This window comes from Roseateles oligotrophus, assembly GCF_014204525.1.
Classification (GTDB): Bacteria; Pseudomonadota; Gammaproteobacteria; order Burkholderiales; family Burkholderiaceae_C; genus Paucibacter_A; species Paucibacter_A oligotrophus_A.
This window is the reverse complement of record NZ_JACHLP010000002.1, coordinates 549,443-567,360: the sequence shown is the minus strand read 5'-3', so window position 1 is coordinate 567,360 and position 17,918 is coordinate 549,443. Positions and strand designations below refer to the sequence as shown.

Annotated in this window: 13 protein-coding genes; 6 read left to right on the top strand and 7 right to left on the bottom strand. The window is 66.1% G+C overall.

Annotation, left to right across the window (positions count from 1 at the left end; translation table 11 throughout):
* Positions 1-81: 81 nt before the first annotated feature.
* On the bottom strand, positions 82-1,899 hold the full coding sequence (locus tag HNP55_RS07065) for an ATP-binding protein (RefSeq protein WP_184297614.1): 1,818 nt from the start codon (positions 1,897-1,899) through the stop codon (positions 82-84).
* Positions 1,900-2,032: 133 nt separating this feature from the next.
* Positions 2,033-4,675 (bottom strand): DNA topoisomerase III, encoded by a 2,643-nt coding sequence (locus tag HNP55_RS07060; RefSeq protein WP_184297612.1) that lies wholly within the window; start codon positions 4,673-4,675, stop codon positions 2,033-2,035.
* Positions 4,676-4,799: 124 nt separating this feature from the next.
* Between HNP55_RS07060 and HNP55_RS07055 the strand changes: the two genes are divergently transcribed.
* Genes HNP55_RS07055 through HNP55_RS07045 form a run of 3 tightly spaced genes read left to right on the top strand, consistent with a single transcriptional unit; the run spans position 4,800 to position 6,984 of the window.
* Positions 4,800-5,312 carry an SET domain-containing protein gene (locus HNP55_RS07055; protein ID WP_184297610.1) on the top strand — a complete coding sequence of 171 codons (513 nt, stop codon included), beginning with the start codon at positions 4,800-4,802 and terminating at the stop codon, positions 5,310-5,312.
* An 18-nt stretch (positions 5,313-5,330) separates the two neighbouring features.
* On the top strand, positions 5,331-6,224 hold the full coding sequence (locus HNP55_RS07050) for a biotin--[acetyl-CoA-carboxylase] ligase (RefSeq protein ID WP_184297608.1): 894 nt from the start codon (positions 5,331-5,333) through the stop codon (positions 6,222-6,224).
* A gap of 4 nt (positions 6,225-6,228) precedes the next feature.
* The gene (locus HNP55_RS07045) at positions 6,229-6,984 is read left to right on the top strand and encodes a hypothetical protein (protein WP_184297606.1); all 756 of its coding nucleotides are present in this window, start codon (positions 6,229-6,231) and stop codon (positions 6,982-6,984) included.
* 333 nt (positions 6,985-7,317) lie between these two features.
* On the opposite strand, the gene HNP55_RS07040 is transcribed toward HNP55_RS07045, so the two are convergent.
* The 4 genes from HNP55_RS07040 to tkt all read right to left on the bottom strand — a co-directional run bounded on the left by HNP55_RS07040 (position 7,318) and on the right by tkt (position 14,189).
* Positions 7,318-9,642, bottom strand: coding sequence for a S8 family peptidase (locus tag HNP55_RS07040; RefSeq protein ID WP_184297604.1), 2,325 nt, complete (start codon positions 9,640-9,642; stop codon positions 7,318-7,320).
* A gap of 158 nt (positions 9,643-9,800) precedes the next feature.
* Positions 9,801-10,799 carry a type I glyceraldehyde-3-phosphate dehydrogenase gene (gap, locus tag HNP55_RS07035; protein WP_184297602.1) on the bottom strand — a complete coding sequence of 333 codons (999 nt, stop codon included), beginning with the start codon at positions 10,797-10,799 and terminating at the stop codon, positions 9,801-9,803.
* 103 nt (positions 10,800-10,902) lie between these two features.
* Positions 10,903-11,922 (bottom strand): hypothetical protein, encoded by a 1,020-nt coding sequence (locus HNP55_RS07030; RefSeq protein WP_184297600.1) that lies wholly within the window; start codon positions 11,920-11,922, stop codon positions 10,903-10,905.
* 215 nt (positions 11,923-12,137) lie between these two features.
* On the bottom strand, positions 12,138-14,189 hold the full coding sequence (tkt, locus tag HNP55_RS07025) for a transketolase (RefSeq protein WP_184297598.1): 2,052 nt from the start codon (positions 14,187-14,189) through the stop codon (positions 12,138-12,140).
* 158 nt (positions 14,190-14,347) lie between these two features.
* Here tkt and HNP55_RS07020 point away from each other — a divergent pair, with 158 nt between their 5' ends.
* Entirely contained in the window at positions 14,348-14,965 is a 618-nt protein-coding gene (locus HNP55_RS07020) for a hemerythrin domain-containing protein (protein WP_184297596.1), read from the top strand.
* A gap of 4 nt (positions 14,966-14,969) precedes the next feature.
* On the opposite strand, the gene HNP55_RS07015 is transcribed toward HNP55_RS07020, so the two are convergent.
* A complete protein-coding gene (locus tag HNP55_RS07015; protein WP_184297594.1) occupies positions 14,970-15,356 on the bottom strand; it encodes a VOC family protein in 387 nt (128 codons plus the stop codon).
* A 125-nt stretch (positions 15,357-15,481) separates the two neighbouring features.
* Between HNP55_RS07015 and HNP55_RS07010 the strand changes: the two genes are divergently transcribed.
* Both HNP55_RS07010 and HNP55_RS07005 read left to right on the top strand, forming a co-directional pair.
* A complete protein-coding gene (locus HNP55_RS07010; RefSeq protein WP_246448236.1) occupies positions 15,482-16,267 on the top strand; it encodes a PEP-CTERM sorting domain-containing protein in 786 nt (261 codons plus the stop codon).
* A 40-nt stretch (positions 16,268-16,307) separates the two neighbouring features.
* Positions 16,308-17,840, top strand: a complete 1,533-nt coding sequence (locus HNP55_RS07005) for an alkaline phosphatase (protein WP_184297592.1) — start codon at positions 16,308-16,310, stop codon at positions 17,838-17,840.
* Positions 17,841-17,918: the final 78 nt, after the last annotated feature.

Below are 17,918 nucleotides of genomic sequence, written 5' to 3'. Positions count from 1 at the left end.
GCGCTTTCTTGGTTGAAGTGGTTTGAATGAACTAAGCGACGAACGCTAGGGAAGCGCCGCATGTCCAGCAAGTGTCAAAGGTCAGACGACACAGGGCAGGGCCAGCTCGAACTCGAACTCGCTGCCCTCGCCCAGCACGCTGCGCACGCGGATCTCGCCGCCCATCTCCCGCACCAGCTGCTGGCTGATGGACAGGCCCAGGCCGGTACCGCCCAGGCAGCGGGCACCGTCGGCCACCTGCTCGAAGGGCTGGAAGAGCTGGGCCAGATGCTGCTCGGCAATGCCGATGCCGGTGTCAGTCACGGCGAAGCGCAGGCGCACGCGATCGCCCTCCCAGGCCTGGAACTGCACGCTCAGGCAGACGGCGCCGGCATCGGTGTACTTGACCGCGTTGGAGAGCAGATTGAGCAACACCTGGCGCAGGCGCTGGCCGTCCACCATCACCCGTTGCGGCAGATGGGGCGAGAGCTCGACGGCGAACATCAGCTTCTTCTGCTCGGCACGCAGGCGCACCGTGTCGCAAGCCATGTCCAGCAGGGCGCGCAGATCCACCGGGCTGGGCTGCAAGCGCACCTTGCCGGCCTCGATGCTGGCCATGTCCAGCACATCGGAGATCAGGCTGAGCAGATGCTCGCCGGAGTTGCGGATGGAGTCGATGCGCGCGCGCTGGTCGGGCCGCAGCTCCTCGTCCATCTGCAAAAGCTGGGCAAAGCCCAGGATGGCGTTGAGGGGGGTACGGAACTCATGGCTCATGGTGGCCAGGAAACGGCTCTTGGCCTGGCTGGAGACCTCGGCGCGGGTGATGGCCTGCTTGAGCGCCTGGGTGCGCTTGGCCACCAGTTCTTCCAGATGATCGCGGTGGTGGGTCAGCTCTTGCTCGGCCAGGCGGCGCTGGGTGATATTGCTGATCGTGCCCTCGATGCGCGGGCCGCCGCCCTCCTCGGGCTCGGCCACGCGGTGGGCCGTCAGCTCCACCCACAGCTGGCGGCCTTCGGGCAAGGTGATGCGCAAGGACACCTGCTGCAGGCGCTGATCACGCATCAGGGCGTGGGCCATGGCTTTGTAGTCCGCCGGGTCCAGCGCCACCAACTGGCGCAGGCGGGTGCCGGCCGCCAGGGCCTGCGCCGGCGAGGCAAAGCCCAGCATGCGGGCCAGGGCCTGGTTGAGGCTGAGCAGGCGGCCCCGGTCATCGGCCTGGAAGATGCCGGCCGGCGCGTTCTGGTAGAGGCTGCGGTAGCGCTCCTCGCTGCGCCTGAGCTCCTGCGAGGAGGCCAGCAGGCTGGAGCTCATGGCATTGAACTGCTCCGTCAGCAAGCCGATTTCGTCGTGCTTACCCACCTCGGCCTGGGCGCCCAGATCGCCATCGGCCACCCGCTGGGCCAGGGCTCCCAGGCGCAAGACCGGTTGTTTGACGAAGCGCTTGACCAGCACATAACAGCTCAAGACCACGGTCGCCAGCACGCCCAGCAAGAGGGCGGCCACAAAACGGCGGGTGCGCTGCAACTGCTCCTGGCTCTGTTCTCGGCTATAGGTCAGGCTGACCCGCGCCAGCGGCTTTTGGGCGGCATAGCTATTGCCGCTGTAGACCACATCAAACTCGCTGCGCAGGGGCTCCACCGGCTGGCCAGCGCGCTGGCGCACGATGGGCTGATCGCTGAAGCTCTCGCTGCGTACCTCGATGGCATGTACCTCGGGATCGGCCATCACCGCGTCCAGCAGGTTCTCGACCGAGCCGGCGTCCACATTCCAGATGGGCACGGCCAGATTGCGCTTGACCAGCGTCACCATGCGCGCCACCCGCTGCTCCAGCTCCAGGCTCAGCTCGCGTTCCATCTGGCTGGTCCAGCTCAGGCCCACCAGGCCGACCAGGGCCGTGGTGACGCCGGCGATGCCTAACATCAGCCTCGCCTGAATACCCAGACCGAAATCCCTAACCGACATGCGATCCCTCCCCAGGAATCATCATCACGATAAGCGAACGGGCCAGCCGGCCCGTCCGAATTGATGTAACGGGGCGCATAGGCCCCTGAGTTCAGGCCTTGGCGGTTTTCCTGGCGGCCGCCTTCTTGGCCGGAGCCTTGGCGGCAGGCTTGGCCGTGGCCTTGGCCGCCGGCTTGGCGCCAGGCTTGGCCGCGCGCGGCTCGAACTCGAACACCACCTTGCCCTCCTTTTTGTCAAAGGCCAGGAAAGCCTTGAACTTGCGACGTGTCTTGTTGGAGACGAAGTTCTCCAACAGCTCGGTCTTGCCGGTGCTCAAGAGCTTTTGCATCTGAGCCGCCTCGATGGGCTGCTGCAAGATGATCTTGCCGCTCTTGAAGTCGCAGGAAGAAGCGGAGCCCACCGCGTTCTGGCAGACGTAGTTGCTGCCATGCTCGAACACGCCGCCGCCACATTTGGGGCAGGAGCCCAGCGCTGTCTGGGCGCTGAAGTCCACCGGCTCGCCGTCCGCCTCGGCCTTTTTGGCGTCCTCGCCAAAGTCGAACTCCAGCTTCCAGTTCTGGGTCTCCTCGTCAAAGACCAGGGCCAGCTCGGCCGTGAAGGGCCAGCCCGCCTTGGAGCGGAAGCCTTCCAGCGGGCCTATCTTCTTGTCGACCAGGAACTGCTCCACCTCGTGCAGCTCGAAGCTGCGGCCGCCCGGGATCTTGCCGATGGAGAAGCCGCAGCCCTCGGCCGCCCCTTCTTGGCCTAAGCAGGTAAATCGACGGTAGTTTTCCTTCACCACGCCGCCGCATTTGGGGCAGGGGGCTTTCAGCGTCGCGTAGTCGCCGGGGATGGTGTCGCGGTCGTATTCCTTGGCTTTTTGCACCACGCGGGCCGTCATGGCGGCGATCTCGGCCATGAAGGCATCGCGGTTCAGCCGGCCTTTTTCCATCTCGGCCAGCTTGAATTCCCACTCGCCGGTGAGCTGGGGGTTGGTCAGGTTGTCCACCTGCAGGCCGCGCAACAGCGTCATCAGCTGGAAGGCCTTGGCCGTGGGGATGAGCTCGCGGCCGTCGCGCAACATGTATTTCTCGGTCAGCAGGCCTTCGATGGTGGCGGCGCGGGTGGCGGGCGTGCCCAGGCCTTTCTCGGTCATGGCGGCGCGCAGCTCCTCGTCCTCGATCAGCTTGCCCGCGCCCTCCATGGCGGAGAGCAGGGTCGCTTCGGTGTAGCGGGCCGGCGGCTTGGTGGCCAGGGCTTTCACATCCACGCTCTCGCTGCGCACCACCTCGCCCGCACCCACGGCCACCAGACTGGCATCGTCCTCCTGCGCCTCCTTGCCGTAGACGGCCAACCAGCCCGGCTTGACCAAGACCTTGCCATTGGTCTGGAAGTTGTAAGCCTGACCCGCAGCCTTGACGGTGCTGATACGGGTGGTGACCAGGAACTCCGCCGGCGGGAAGAACACCGCCAGAAAGCGCTTGACGACCATATCGTAGAGCTTGGCCTCGATATCGCTCAGGCTCTTGGGCGCTTGCAGCGTGGGGATGATGGCGAAGTGGTCCGAGACCTTGCTGTTGTCGAAGACCTTCTTGGTCGGCTTGATATAGCCCTCTTGCAAGGCCTTGCGCGCGTGCGGAGCCAATTCGCGCAGCGGGCCGGGCATGTCCTCCGAGGCGATCATCTCGGCCGTCTGCCTGGCGACGCTCAGATAGTCCTCGGGCAGGTAGCGCGAATCGGTACGCGGGTAGGTCAGCACCTTGTGCTTTTCGTACAGGGCCTGGGCCAGGCTCAGCGTGGTCTTGGCGCTGAAGCCGAAGCGCGAGTTGGCCTCGCGCTGCAAGGTGGTCAGGTCGTAGAGGCCGCCGCAGCTGCTGCTGCTGGGCTTGCTCTCTTCCGTCACGCTGGCGGGCTGGCCCTGGCAGGCGGCCGCGATGGCCTCGGCCTGGGCAAGGCTCCAGACGCGGTCGGCCTTCAGCTCGGCGTCCTCGGCATTCTTCTTCCAGGCCGGGTCGAACCACTTGCCCTCGTACTGGCCGGCTTGCGCGTCGAAGCTGGCGCGCACCTCCCAGTAGTCGCGCGCCACATGCTTGCGGATCTTTTCCTCGCGCTCCACCACGATTGACAGCGTGGGCGTTTGCACCCGGCCCACGGTGGTCAGGAAGAAGCCGCCGTCGCGCGAGTTGAAGGCCGTCATCGCGCGCGTGCCGTTGATGCCCACCAGCCAATCGGCCTCGGAGCGGCAGCGCGCCGCGTCGGCCAGGGGCAGCATCTGCGCATCCGTGCGCAGCTTCTCGAAGCCCTCGCGGATGGCTTGCGGCGTCATCGATTGCAGCCACAGGCGCTGCACCGGTTTCGTTGTGGCGGTCTTGCTGCTGCCGGCGTATTGCACGATCAGGCGGAAGATCAGCTCGCCCTCGCGGCCCGCGTCGCAGGCATTGATCAGCTGCGTCACATCCTTGCGGCGGATCAGCTTGACCAGGGCGTTCAGCCGGCCCTTGCTCTTGTCGATGGGGTTCAAGTCGAAATGCGGCGGGATCACCGGCAGATTGGCAAAACTCCACTTGCCGCGCTTGACGTCAAATTCCTCCGGCGCCTTGATCTCCACCAGATGGCCGACGGCCGAGCTGACCACATAGTGCTCGCTCTCAAAGTACTCGTCATGTTTCTCGAACTTGCCAGCGCTCGGAGTGAGCGCACGCACGATGTCCTGGGCCACGGAGGGCTTCTCGGCAATGATCAGTGTTTTGCTCATAGTGTCGGTTTGGTGTTTTCTTCTGTTCAGTCGGCAGCTTGGCCGGAGCTCTGCCTACAATTGCGGCCTCGCGCATGCGCACACGCACGCGCGCACCCATGAATTCAATGTAACCACAAACTCGATGACGCAAGCCGCTCGTAAAAAGTCCCCGGCCGCTGCCGCCAAGCCCGCAGCCCCAGCGACGGCCAAGGGCCGCCGGATCCAGGTGCGCAATTCGGGTGTGCATGGGCGCGGAGTCTATGCGCTCCAGGCCATCGCCGCTGGCGAGACCATCATCGAGTACACCGGCGAGCGCATCAGCTGGGACGAGGCCATGGACCGCCATCCGCACGACCCCAGCCAGCCCAACCACACGTTTTACTTCCATATCGACGACGGCCGCGTCATCGACGCCTTGTTCGGCGGCAATAGCTCGCGCTGGATCAACCACGCTTGCGAACCCAATTGCGAGGCCGACGAGGTGGACGGCCGCGTCTACATCAAGGCCCTGGTCGATCTGAACCCCGGCGAAGAGCTGTTCTACGACTACGGCCTCACCATTGACGAGCGCTACACGGCCAAGCTGAAAAAAGAATTCGCCTGCTACTGCGGCAGCCCCCGCTGCCGTGGCACCATGCTGGCGCCCAAGCGCTAACCTCAAAAATCAGCAGCCATGCCCAGCCAAGAAACCCCTTACCAAGACTGGCAAGCCGAAGCGCTCTGGCAAGCCCTGACCCCCCTGCTGCCGGGCATCAGCATCGAGGTGCTGGCCCGCGTGGACTCCACCAACACCGCCCTGCTGGAGCGGGTCAAGAACGAGGCCCGCGGCGGCTCGCCCCAGCCCTATGGCCGGCGCTCGCACGATATGCAGCCCTGCTTGCTGGTGGCCGAGCAGCAAAGCCATGGCCGCGGCCGCATGGGCCGGGCCTGGTTGTCCAGCCACGGCGGCAGCTCGCTGACCTTCTCGCTCGGTCTCCCCATGCAGGTGGCGGACTGGTCGGGCCTGTCCCTGGCCGTGGGCTGCGCCATCGCCGATGCGCTGGAGCCGGTGGACCAGATCCCGGGGCCCCAAGCGCCGCGCCTGATGCTGAAATGGCCCAATGACATCTGGCTGGACGGCCGCAAGCTGGGCGGCATCCTGATCGAGACGGTGCCGGCCGGCAGCCAGCGCATGGTCATCATCGGCGTGGGCCTCAATATCCACGAGCTGGGTGGCGGCGCGGCGCCCGAGCCCTCACCTGCCGCCTTCAGCACCGGTTTTGCCGCTTTGCAGGAATTCCGCCCCGGCATCCAGGCCCCCGAGGTGCTGGCCCTGATCGCCCCGGCCCTGGCGCGCGCCCTCAATAGTTTTCAGAACGAGGGCTTCGCCCCCTGGCAAGCGCCCTATGCAAGACGCGACCTGACCCTGGGCCGCCAGGTCAGCGCCGGCAGCCTGCACGGTATCTCGCGCGGCATCAGCGCGACGGGCGAGCTGCTGGTGGAATCGCCCGAACAAGGCCTGCAGCCGGTCAGCGGCGGCGAGGTGAGCCTGCGCTTCAGCGGCGGAAGCTCCGGCAGCGGCAACTGACGCCATGCTGCGCGCCCTGCTGCTGATTCTGATCGCGCTCAACGCCCTGCTGTTCGGCTGGACGCGCGGCTGGCTGGACGAGGTGCTGAGCTTCAAGGCCCGCGGCGACCGCGAGCCCGAGCGTGTGGCCCGCCAGGTCAACCCCGAACACGTCCGCCTGCTCACGCCCCAGAGCCTGACCCAGCTTCAGGCCAGCGAAGCACGCAGCTGCCTGGAGCTGCCCCTGGTGGGCGATGCGGCCCTGCAGGCGGCGCAAAGCCTGCTGGCCCGCTCCGGCATCACGCCCACCGACTTCCAGCCCCAGCACAGCGAGGAGCCCGGCGTCTGGGCCGTGGCCAGCATCAAGCTGCCCAACAAGGACTTCCAGCAGCGCAAGGAAGAAACCTATCGCAAGATGAAAATCAATTTTGAGTATCTGCAAGGCATGCCGGACGAGATGCCCAGCCTGATCCTCAGCCGCCACGGCAGCGAGAAGGCCGCCGCCAACGCCATGGAGGCGCTGGACCGCCGCCAGCTCAAAGGCCTGCGGGTGCTGACGCTGCAAGAGCCCGTCAAGCGCCACCGCCTGCTGGTGCCCCAGGCCGATGGCCTGCTGCGCGCCAAGCTGGCCCAGCTCAGCAAGGACCCGGCTTTGGCCCCGGGCTTCCGGCCCTGCCCTGCCGCTCCAGCCGCCGAAGCTGCGTCCGCCCCGGCCTCCACCAGCCTCACACCCACCGTCCCGGCCAGCGCGGCGGCGGCGACGGCGGTGCCAGCGCGTTAAACATAACGTTTGATCGAGGCGACGCGCAGCGAGCCGTGTGGTTTTCGCATTCCCCGTTTTGCCTGGGCGAGGCGCGCAGAATTCGGCGGGCGTCGCGCAGCGACTTCGTGATCTGACTCGCGCCCCCTGTCTGAACGGAGCGTAGCGGAGAGAGTTGGGCGCGGCCCGGCGAATTCGAGCACAGAGCGGACCCCGAAGGGGCCAGGCATTCGGGTCGCCTTTTTTGCCTACTTTTTTGGCGAAGCAAAAAAGTAGGTCGCCCGCCGGGGCGAAATCCCGGCTGGGCCTTGGCAAAGGGTGCAGCAGCTTACCGCAACGGTCGATGCATAACTTTCATGCTATGCGGCTAGCACCCCGCCGCAACACAAAGCTGGCCAAGCCCAGCAAGGCCACCCAGACGGCGCCAAAAGCGCCGCCGCCGCCACCACCGCCTGAACTCGTCGTCGTCACAGCTGCGGCCACGACCGCAAAGGTCTGGGCCGCCGGGCTGGCCGCGGCATAGGCCGCGTTGCCGGCCTGAGTGGCCGTGATGCTGCAATTGCCCACCGCCAGCAGCGTCAGCGTGCTGCCGGAGACGGTGCAGACCGAGGTGCTGGTGGAGCTGTAGCTGACAGTCAGGCCCGAGCTGGCCGTGGCGCTCAGGGCCGGCGGCGTCGTGCCCAGGGTCTGGGTGGCGATGGCCGGGAAGCTGATGGTTTGCGCGCCCTGGCTGATCTCGATCATCTGCACCACCTTGTTCGCCACTACAAAAGTGCTGTTACCAATTTGTTGAGCTGCTACTGAGCAAGTTCCCGGCGCCCACAGAGCCAAAGAATTGCCGCTAACCGTGCAAACAGTAGAAGGCGAGGCACTGAAGTCAACCGTCAACCCTGAGCTGGCTGTGGCATTGAGCGTCAATGATGAGGCCACCACGGTCTGCATCGCTGGGGCGGCAAAGCTGATGCTCTGCGGAGTTGCGGCCGGGTTGCTCGCCTTGGCAGCAGCCACCGCAGCCGCCGCGTCCAGCATGCCGGCGCCGCAGGTGCTGGTGCTGCAGTAGCACTCATCCTGCACGGTAGCGGTCGGCGCCGAGCATTGCCGAATGCCGGCCGAGCCACCCGTCGTCACAAAGGGTCGCGCCGTGCTCTTCAAGGTGCTGAGCACCTGGGTCGGCGACATGGTCGGATTGACCGACAGCATCAAGGCCACCGTACCCGACACGATGGGCGCCGAGAAGCTGGTGCCCACCGAAGCGACACTATTGGTGTAGCTGCTATCGCCCACCACCGGGCTGGTCGTGCCGCTATTGGTGCTGCTGAGCATGGGGTAGAGGCAGGCGCCCGTGGTGTTGACGCAGTTGCCGCCAGGGGCTGCGATCGAAACCTCCGGGCCCAGGCTGGAAAAACCCACCTTGCTGCCCACATGGCGCAGGGCGGCAACGGTGATCACTCCGGGGCAGTTGCCGGGAACGCCAACACCCAAGCCCTCGCTATTGCCCGCCGCCACAACCACCGTCACGCCCTTGGCCTGGACCTGGGCAATGGTGCCCGGGTAGCTGCCGCTGCCACTGCCTGTGCAAGGGCTTGCGCTCGGGCTGCCCAAGCTCATATTGAGCACCTTGGCCGGGTTGGGGTTGCTGGGCAGGCCCGGCACGGCAATGCCGGCCGCCCACAGCATGCCGGCCATGATGTCGGAGTCGTACCCCCCGCATTTGCCCAGCACCCGCACGGGCAAGAGCTTGACGCCCCAGCCCACGCCGGCAATGCCTTGCGCGTTATTGCTGGCCGCCGCGATCAGGCCGGACACCCGGGTGCCGTGCCAGGAGCTATTGCCTATGCTGTCGGCCTTGCATTCCGCGCCCAGGGCGCCGCCATCCACGTCGGCCTGGCTGACCCAGTCGCCGGGGTCGCTGGGGTCGTCGTCATTGCGGTTGCCGTCATTGGCGGCGGCCAGAGCGTTGGCATAGCTCAGGCCCACCATGTCGTAACCCACCTTGCCGGTAGAGAAGGCGCTGCTGCTGATGAACTGCCCGGCCAGATCCGGGTGGTCGAAACGCACGCCGGTGTCCAGCACCGCCACCACGACGGAGGCGCTGCCGGTCGTGATGTCCCAGGCCGCCGGAGCATTGATGCTGGACGGCACCGAGGCGCTCGGGGCCTTCAGATACCACTGGCCATTGGCCGAGCCATTGCCCGAGCTGGGCGGGGTGCCGCCATTGCCGACATACAGCGCGTCATTGGGCACGACGGTGTGGCGGCGCAGATGGTCGACCACGGCCAGCTCCACCTCGCCGTCGGCCGCCAGGCGCCGGGCCAGCTCGGCCGAGCCGATGCCGGTGGCGGTGATCACATGGGTGCGCTCGTCCAGGCTCAGGCGTGCGCGCAAGCCCTGGGTGCTGAGGCTGGCCAGGCCGCTACGCTGAGCCAGGGCGCTCGCACGGCCCTGGGCCACGTCCTTGGCACTGGCCGCATCCATGCGGACCGACAGGGCGCGCATGCGCACGCTGGCAGCGGCCGGCTTGAAGCGCACGATGACGCGCGCCTGCTCCTGTGGACCGGCCGTGGCCGCCGTTGCCACCGCCGCGGCGGTCGTGGCGGCCGTGGATGCCGAAGCCGCCGCCAGGGCCAGAACGGTGGCCAAGCCGGACAGGCGCAGGCTCGGGAGAGGCAGGTATTTCATGGGCCAGACTTCCAAAATGCGAGCGGAGTCCGCCCAGTTTAGGCGTACGCCCAGGGCTCGAAAGTAAAGAAGCGCAAACAAGACCCGGCTTTTCCGGCGATCAAATACAAAAAAGCCCCGCACAAGCGGGGCCTTAGGGCTGGGCGCTGGATGCCTTCTTACTTGGCAATCACCCGCACCATCTCGAGCACCTTGTTCGAGTAGCCCCACTCGTTGTCGTACCAGGCGACCAGCTTGACGAAGGTGCCGTCCAGGGCGATGCCGGCGTCGGCGTCGAAGATGGAGGTGCGGGCATCACCGCGGAAGTCGGTCGCCACGACCTTCTCCTCGGTATAGCCCAGCACGCCCTTGAGCGCGCCTTCCGACTGGGCCTTGAACTCGGCGCAAATGTCCTTGTACGAGGCTTCGCTGTTCAGCTCCACCGTCAGGTCCACCACCGACACATCGGAGGTGGGCACGCGGAAGCTCATGCCGGTCAGCTTCTTGTTCAGCTCGGGGATCACCACGCCCACGGCCTTGGCAGCACCGGTGCTGGAAGGAATGATGTTTTCCAGGATGCCGCGGCCGCCGCGCCAGTCCTTGTTGGAGGGGCCGTCCACGGTCTTCTGGGTGGCGGTGGCGGCGTGCACGGTGGTCATCAGGCCGCGCTTGATGCCCCATTTATCGTTCAGCACCTTGGCCAGCGGGGCCAGGCAGTTGGTGGTGCAAGAGGCGTTGGAGATGATGGCCTGGCCGGCATAGGTGGCGTGATTGACGCCGTAGACGAACATGGGGGTGTCGTCCTTGGAGGGCGCCGAGAAGACCACTTTCTTCGCGCCGGCGGTCAGATGCTTTTCACCCGAGGCCTTGTCCAGGAACAGGCCGGTGGCTTCGATGACGATGTCGGCGCCGACCTCGTTCCACTTCAGATTGGCGGGGTCGCGCTCTTGCGTCAGGCGGATCTTCTTGCCGTTGACGACCAGGGTGTTGCCATCGACCGCGACTTCGCCGTCAAACTTGCCATGCACCGAGTCGTACTTGAGCATATAGGCCAGATAGTCCGGCTCCAGCAAGTCGTTGATGCCGACGACTTCAATCTCCTTGAAGTTGGCGACGGCGGCGCGGAACACCATACGGCCGATGCGGCCGAAGCCGTTGATACCGATTTTGATCGTCATGGAAGAGTTCTCCTTTGATGTGGAAGCGATGTGAGGAATCCGGAACTGACGCAAGTTTAGTTCCAAGCGGGAATCCCCCCGCGCCGGACCCCGGCACGGCCGCTCACTCGCCCAGCTTGACCTCGCCGCAGGGCACGCTGATCAGCATGGACTGACCCAGCAACTGCTCCATGGTTTCGGCTGGCACATTCAGGCTCAGGCCCGACAACCAGGCCAGCAATTCGATGCGGTTGAGATTGCGCTCGCCCACCTCGCCGACCCGGTTTTTTTCGATGGGCATGCCGGCCACCCACTGCAGCTGGAAGGGGCAGGCCATGGTGTTCAGGTCGAAGTTCGCGGTCTGTTTGTCAAGATCCTTGATCGCACCGAGGAACTGGAGCAAGTCCAGATCCTTCAGGACCGTCACCCGCCCCTTGCCCGTGTTGTCGATATGAAATTGCTGCTCCGCGGTGATGGGCTCGTCGCCAGCGGCCAGGCAGGGCATGCGGTACTTGCCCACATAGTCCAACACCGACTGGCGGAAATTGGCAGGCGCCGAGTCGTAAACGACCTTGACCTGGGGTGGGCCATCGGCGGTCTCAAAACGCAGCCTCAACAAGAGATTGCCGTAGTTCTTTTGCTTGACGCGAGACGCCAGGTCGAAACCCCAGCTCGGCCGCACCCTGTCGGGCGGCGTGCGCAGGCAGCTCCTGGCTTTTTCACTTTTCAGATCGCTGACTCCGCGAGCCGCGCTCCAACTCACATCCTGGGGCCCGTAGGGCGAGAAGCTGAACTCCTGCACCGCCACCGCCGTCTTGCCCGCCGGCAGGCAGGGCAGGCGGTACTGCTTCAGATAGCTGCGCACGAGGTCCAGCATCCCCTCGGGCAGGGCTCGCGACAGCACCTCCACCGTCGGCCTGCGGTCTGCATGTTCAAAACTCAGTTTGACGCGCACAAAACCACCCGATTTGGTGGCGCGGTACTGCTCCGGATAGACCAGCGCCTCCTCGCCCTTGCTGAGGCAAGCCATCCACTCGCTCACCTGCTCGTCCGGCAACACCGTCTGCGCTTGTGCCGTGCCGGCCGCCAACAATCCCAGTCCGACGAGCCATCCCGCCAGCCGCCACTTCTTCTTGCCACTCATCCGCGCCCCCAATCCTTGGCTCTATTGGCACGCCCTTGCGAGAGAGCGCCTTTGTTTTGCAGTCGGCCGCAAGTATCGCGGCTCGCGGGGGCCGGGAAAGTGTTGATATGACCCAAGCCGGCGCCATGAAAAAAGGGGCAAGGCCCGCAAGCCTTGCCCCTCTCGGGAATATCAAACCCTCAGCCACAAACGCCTTCCGGCGTTTGTGCCTGCCATCAGCGCTTGCCGCCCTTCAGCTTGGCGACACCCAAGGCTACCTTGACGGTGTCGACCACGTTCTCGGGCGTGAAGCCGAAGTGCTTGAACAGCACCGGGGCCGGAGCGGATTCGCCATAGCTGTCGATGCCGACGACGGCTGCGCAGCCGTACTTCCACCAGCCGTCCGTCACGCCCATTTCCACCGCCACGCGGGGCAGGCCGGCGGGCAGCACGCTGCTCTTGTACTTGGCGTCCTGGCGATCGAAGACATTGGTGCTGGGCATGGAGACCACGCGCACCGCAATGCCCTGGGCAGCCAGCAGGCCTTGGGCGTGCAGGGCCAGTTGCACCTCGGAGCCGGTGGCGATGATGACGGCGCGGGCCTTCTTCTTGACGCCGATATCGGCCGGCTCGCTCAGCACATAGCCGCCCTTGCTGATTTCGTCCAGCGACTTCTTGGGCGCGTAAGGCAGGTTCTGGCGGCTCAGGGCCAGCACGCTGGGGCGGGTGGCGTTGCCGATGGCCATGGTCCAGGCGACGGCGGTCTCGGCCGTGTCGGCCGGGCGCCAGACGTCGAGGCCCGGGATCAGGCGCAGCGAGGCCACATGCTCGATGGACTGGTGGGTCGGGCCGTCTTCACCCAGGCCGATGGAGTCGTGGGTGAACACATGGATAACGCGCTGCTTCATCAGCGCGGCCATGCGGATGGCGTTGCGGCTGTAGTCGCTGAAGGTCAGGAAGGTGCCGCCGTAGGGGATGTAACCGCCGTGCAGGGCCACGCCGTTCATGATGGCGGCCATGCCGAACTCGCGCACACCGTAGTTGATGTGGCGGCCGCCGTTGGCCGAACCATCGGCTTCGACGCGGAAGGCCGGGGTGGACTTGGTATTGGTCAGATTGGAGCCGGTCAGGTCGGCCGAGCCGCCCAGCAGCTCAGGGACTGCGGCGGTGAAGGCCTCCAGCGCGATCTGGCTGGCCTTGCGGCTGGCCACGGTCTCGCCCTTGGTGTGGGCGGCCACGACGGCATCCACCGCGGTCTGGGCGAAGTTGGCGGGCAAGACGCCGGCCATGCGGCGCTGGAACTCGGCGGCCAGCTCGGGGTGGGCGGCGGCGTAGGCGTCGAAACGCTCGTCCCAGGCGGCTTCCAGCTTGGCACCGGCGGCCTTGGCGTCCCAGTCGCTGTAAACCTCTTGCGGAATCACGAAGGGCTCATGCGCCCAGCCCAGGGCTTCGCGGGTCAGCTTGATTTCATCGTTACCGAGCGGTTCGCCATGGGCCTTGGCCGTGTTGGCGCGGTTGGGCGAGCCCTTGCCGATATGGGTCTTGGCGATCACCAGGCTGGGCTTGTCGCTGCTCAGCTTGGCCTTGGCGATGGCGGCGTCGACGGCATCGACATCATGGCCGTCCACCGGGCCGATGACGTTCCAGCCATAGGCCTCGAAACGCTGGGCGGTGTTGTCGGCGAACCAGGGGGCGACCTGGCCGTCGATGGAGATGCCGTTGTCGTCGTAGACGGCGATCAGCTTGTTCAGCTTCCAGGCGCCGGCCAGCGAGCAGGCCTCGTGGCTGATGCCCTCCATCAGGCAGCCATCGCCCAGGAAGACATAGGTGTGGTGGTCGACAAGCGCGTGGCCCTCACGATTAAATTCCTTGGCCAGCATCTTCTCGGCCAGGGCCAGGCCCACGGCATTGGTGATGCCCTGGCCCAGCGGGCCGGTGGTGGTCTCGACGCCGGGGGTGATGCCCACCTCGGGGTGGCCGGGGGTCTTGCTGTGCAGCTGGCGGAAGTTCTTCAGCTCAGCCATGGGCAGCTCGTAGCCGCTCAGATGCAGCAGGGCGTAGATCAGCATGGAGCCGTGGCCGTTGCTCAGCACAAAGCGGTCGCGGTCGGCCCACTGGGGGTTGGCCGGGTTGTGGCGCAGATGGCGGCTCCACAGCGCCACGGCGATATCGGCCATGCCCATGGGCGCGCCCGGATGGCCGGAATTGGCTTGCTGCACGGCGTCCATGGCCAGTGCGCGGATGGCATTGGCCATCAGAGAGGTGTTGCTTGCAGCGGAAATAGCCATGAGCTTTGCGAGGAAGGAGTTGCGGGGTAATCCCGGATTTTACTTGGCCGCAACGCTCGGGCCTGTGGACGCCTAACTCTTGACCTAAAGCAAGGCTTGGCGGGCGCGCTGTGCCAAGCTGCAGACTGCCCCAAAGTCGAGATCCAACGGAGACCGCCATGACAGTCGCAAGTGCCCCCTCGCTCAAGCCATTGCCACTCACGCTGAAGGTGATCCGGGACGAGCATGGGGCCCTGGCCGCCATGCTGCGCTCCATCCCCCTGCTGCTGGCCGAGCAGCGCCGCCACAAGACCCTGCCCGACTTTGCCGCCATGCGGGCCATGCTCTTCTATGTGGACGAGTTCCCCGAGCGCCTGCACCACCCCAAGGAAAGCGAGCTGCTCTTCCCCAAGCTGCGCGCCCGCGCGCCCGAGATCCGCGGCGTGCTGGACAAGCTGGACGAAGACCACCGCCGCGGCGAGCACGCCATCCGCGAGCTGGAGCACGCCCTGCTGGCCTACGAGATGATGGGCGAGCCGCGGCGCGAGGCCTTCGAGGACAAGGCCTTGCGCTACGTCAAGGCCTATCTGCAGCATATGGAGACCGAGGAACGCGAGATCCTGCCCCTGTGCCAGCAGATGCTCAGCGAGGCCGACTGGGCCGAGCTGGACGAAGCCTTTGCCGCCAACCAGGACCCGCTGTCCGGCCACCCGCCCTCCGAGGCCTATGTGGTCCTGTTCCAGAAGGTGCTGGCCGCCCTGCCCGCCCCCTTGGGCCTGGGGCCGGCGCTGCCCTGAGAACTCACTGCCCCGGCGGCGGCTGCCAGAGCTCGACCTTATTACCCTCCGGGTCCATCACCCAGCCGAACTTGCCGTATTCGCCGTCCTCGGTTTTCTCCAGCACCTCGCAGCCCTCGTCCCGCAAGGCTTGCAACAAGGCCGCCAGATCCTCGACGCGGTAATTGATCATGAAGCCGGCCCGGCTGGGCGAGAACAGCCCGCTATCGCCCGCATTGATGGACCACACCGTCGTGCCCGCCGCCGGCTGCCCCGCTCCGTCGGCCCAGCTGAAGGCCGCGCCGCCCCAGTCCTGCACATCAATGCCCAGATGATTTCTGTACCAGGCCCGCAAGGCGGCCGGGTCTTTGGCATTGAAGAAGATGCCGCCTATGCCTGTGACTCTCTTCATAAGAACTCCTGTGGCCAGGCCCCATCTTATGGAGCTTTTCGGCCTGCCAGATGCGGCCCCGCCTGTCATCAACGCTTCATGGGTCGACACGAGACTGCCTCCATTGCCGCCATGGAGACTCTCCGATGAATATTCGACACCGCTCAAGCCTTCTGACCCTTGCCGCACTCTGCATCGCGGCGACGACCAACGCCTCTGCCGCCCCCACCAGCAGCGACTTGATCCGCAACGGCGGCTTCGAAGCCGGCCCGGCCAATGTGCAGTCGCCCGACCCCATCACAGGCTGGAACAGCGCCGAGCTCGGCCTGCAGGGCGGCGTCATGGTGCTCGACGGCAATAGCTCACCGGTTTCCGGCGCCGCCACGGTGGGTGCCGCCGCGGGCCGCAACTACGCCTTGCTGGACACCGCCGGCCTGGCCCAGCAGGCCCTCTCACAGACCTTCAGCCTGACGCAGGCGCTGCGCTCCGCCACCCTGAGCTTTGACTGGTTCGCCAACTACGGCGGCAGCCATGGCGCGCCGGTCGGCAGCAACTACGGCCTGGACTACACCAGCGGCGGCAGCTACGACTCGAATGTGCAGCTGCGGGTGGACATCCTCAAGCAAGGGGCCAGCGCCTTCAGCACGGCCGCCCAGGACCTGGTCTGGAGCGGCGCCGCCAACCGCTTGAGCGCCGGCCCCAATGCCTACACCCATGTGGCGCTGGACCTGGACGGCGCGCTGTTCGAGGCCGGCCAGAGCTACACCCTGCGCTTCGCCGCCGTGTCCAACGACGGCAGCCTGGTCGCCGGCCTGGACAACGTGGCCTTGCAAGCCGTCACGGCCGTCCCCGAACCCCAGACCTGGGCCTTGCTGGCCGCCGGCCTGGGCCTGCTCGGCATGGCCCGCCGCCGCCCCGGCAACGGCCGCTGAAGCTCAGCCCCTCGATTCACCCACCCCAACCCAGCCCATCATGAAATTCAAGCTTCTGCCCCTGGCCGCCCTGGCCACCATGGCCTCGCTCTGCCTGCCCAGCCAAGCCGCCGACCCCGTCGTGCGCGGCCCAGAATCGGTGAGCGACTTCTACAACGCCGGCAATAAATTCATTGCCGATGGCAAGGCCCTGATCCCCAACGCACGCCGCGCCAAGAACGTGATTCTGTTCGTGGGCGACGGCATGGGCATCTCCACCCAGACCGCGGCCCGCATCCTGGAAGGCCAGCTCAAGGGCATGACGGGCGAGGAAAACCGCCTGGCCTTCGAGACCCTGCCCTACTCGGCCCTGTCCAAGACCTATTCCTGGGACCAGCAGACCTCCGACTCGGCCCCCACCATGACCGCCATGATCACCGGCTACAAGGCCCGTGAAGGCATGTTGTCGGTCAACCACCTGACCGCTCGCGGCGAGTGCGATGCCAATGTGGTCCAGGCCAATTCCCTGAAGACCATGCTGGAGCTGGCGGCCGAGAATGGCCGCTCCACCGGCGTGGTCTCGACCGCCCGGCTCACCCACGCCACCCCGGCCGCCACCTATGCCCACACGCCCGTGCGCGACTGGGAGCACAACGGCCAGCTGCCCGCCGGCTGCGGAGTGAAGGACATCGCCCGCCAGCTGATCGAGGTCTCGCCCGCCGTCCGTACCAGCCTCAAGGTGGCGATGGGCGGCGGCCGCGAGTACTTCCGCCACAACAGCCAGTTCGACCCCGAGTACCCCAGCAAAAAAGGCCTGCGCACCGACAAGCGGGACCTGACCGCCGAGTGGCTCAGCAGCCGCGGCGCCAACGCCCGCTTCGTCTACGACAAGGCCGGCTTCGACGCCGCCGACCCGAGCAGCACCGACTACCTGCTGGGCCTGTTCGAACGCTCGCATATGCAGTACGAGGCCGACCGTGCCAACGACACGGGCAAAGAGCCTTCGCTGACCGAGATGACCGAGAAGTCCATCAAGATGCTGCAGAAGAACCCGAACGGCTTCTTCCTGCACGTGGAGGCCGGCCGCATCGACCACGCCCACCACGGCGGCAACGCCCAGCGCGCCCTGCTGGACACCATCGAGCTGTCCAATGCCGTGCGCAAGGCCATGGCCATGACCAATGAGCAGGACACCCTGATCATCGTCACCGCCGACCACAGCCATGTGTTCACCATCGCCGGCTACCCGCACCGCGGCAACGACATCCTGGGCCTGGTCAAGGACGTGCCCAGCGTCGACGGCAATGGCACCAGCCCTTCGCTGGCCGCCGACGGCATGCCCTACACCACGCTGGGCTACCAGAACGGCCCCGGCGCCGCCGCCAGCTTTGCCAACGGCGTGCGCGTGGACCTGAGCTCGGTGAACACCGGCGCACTCAACTTCATGCAGCAAGCCGCCGTGCCGCTGGGCTCGGAAAGCCATGCCGGCGAGGACGTGGGCATCTGGGCACGCGGCCCCAAGGCCTATCTGGTGCGCGGCAGCATGGAGCAGAACTGGATCTTCCACGTCATGCGTGAAGCCTTCGGCTTCTAAATAAAAAAGAAGCAGCGCTCATCGCGCAACTGGCAGGTGGCCCTGACGAGCCACCTGCTTTTTCCGTTCCTGGCACCC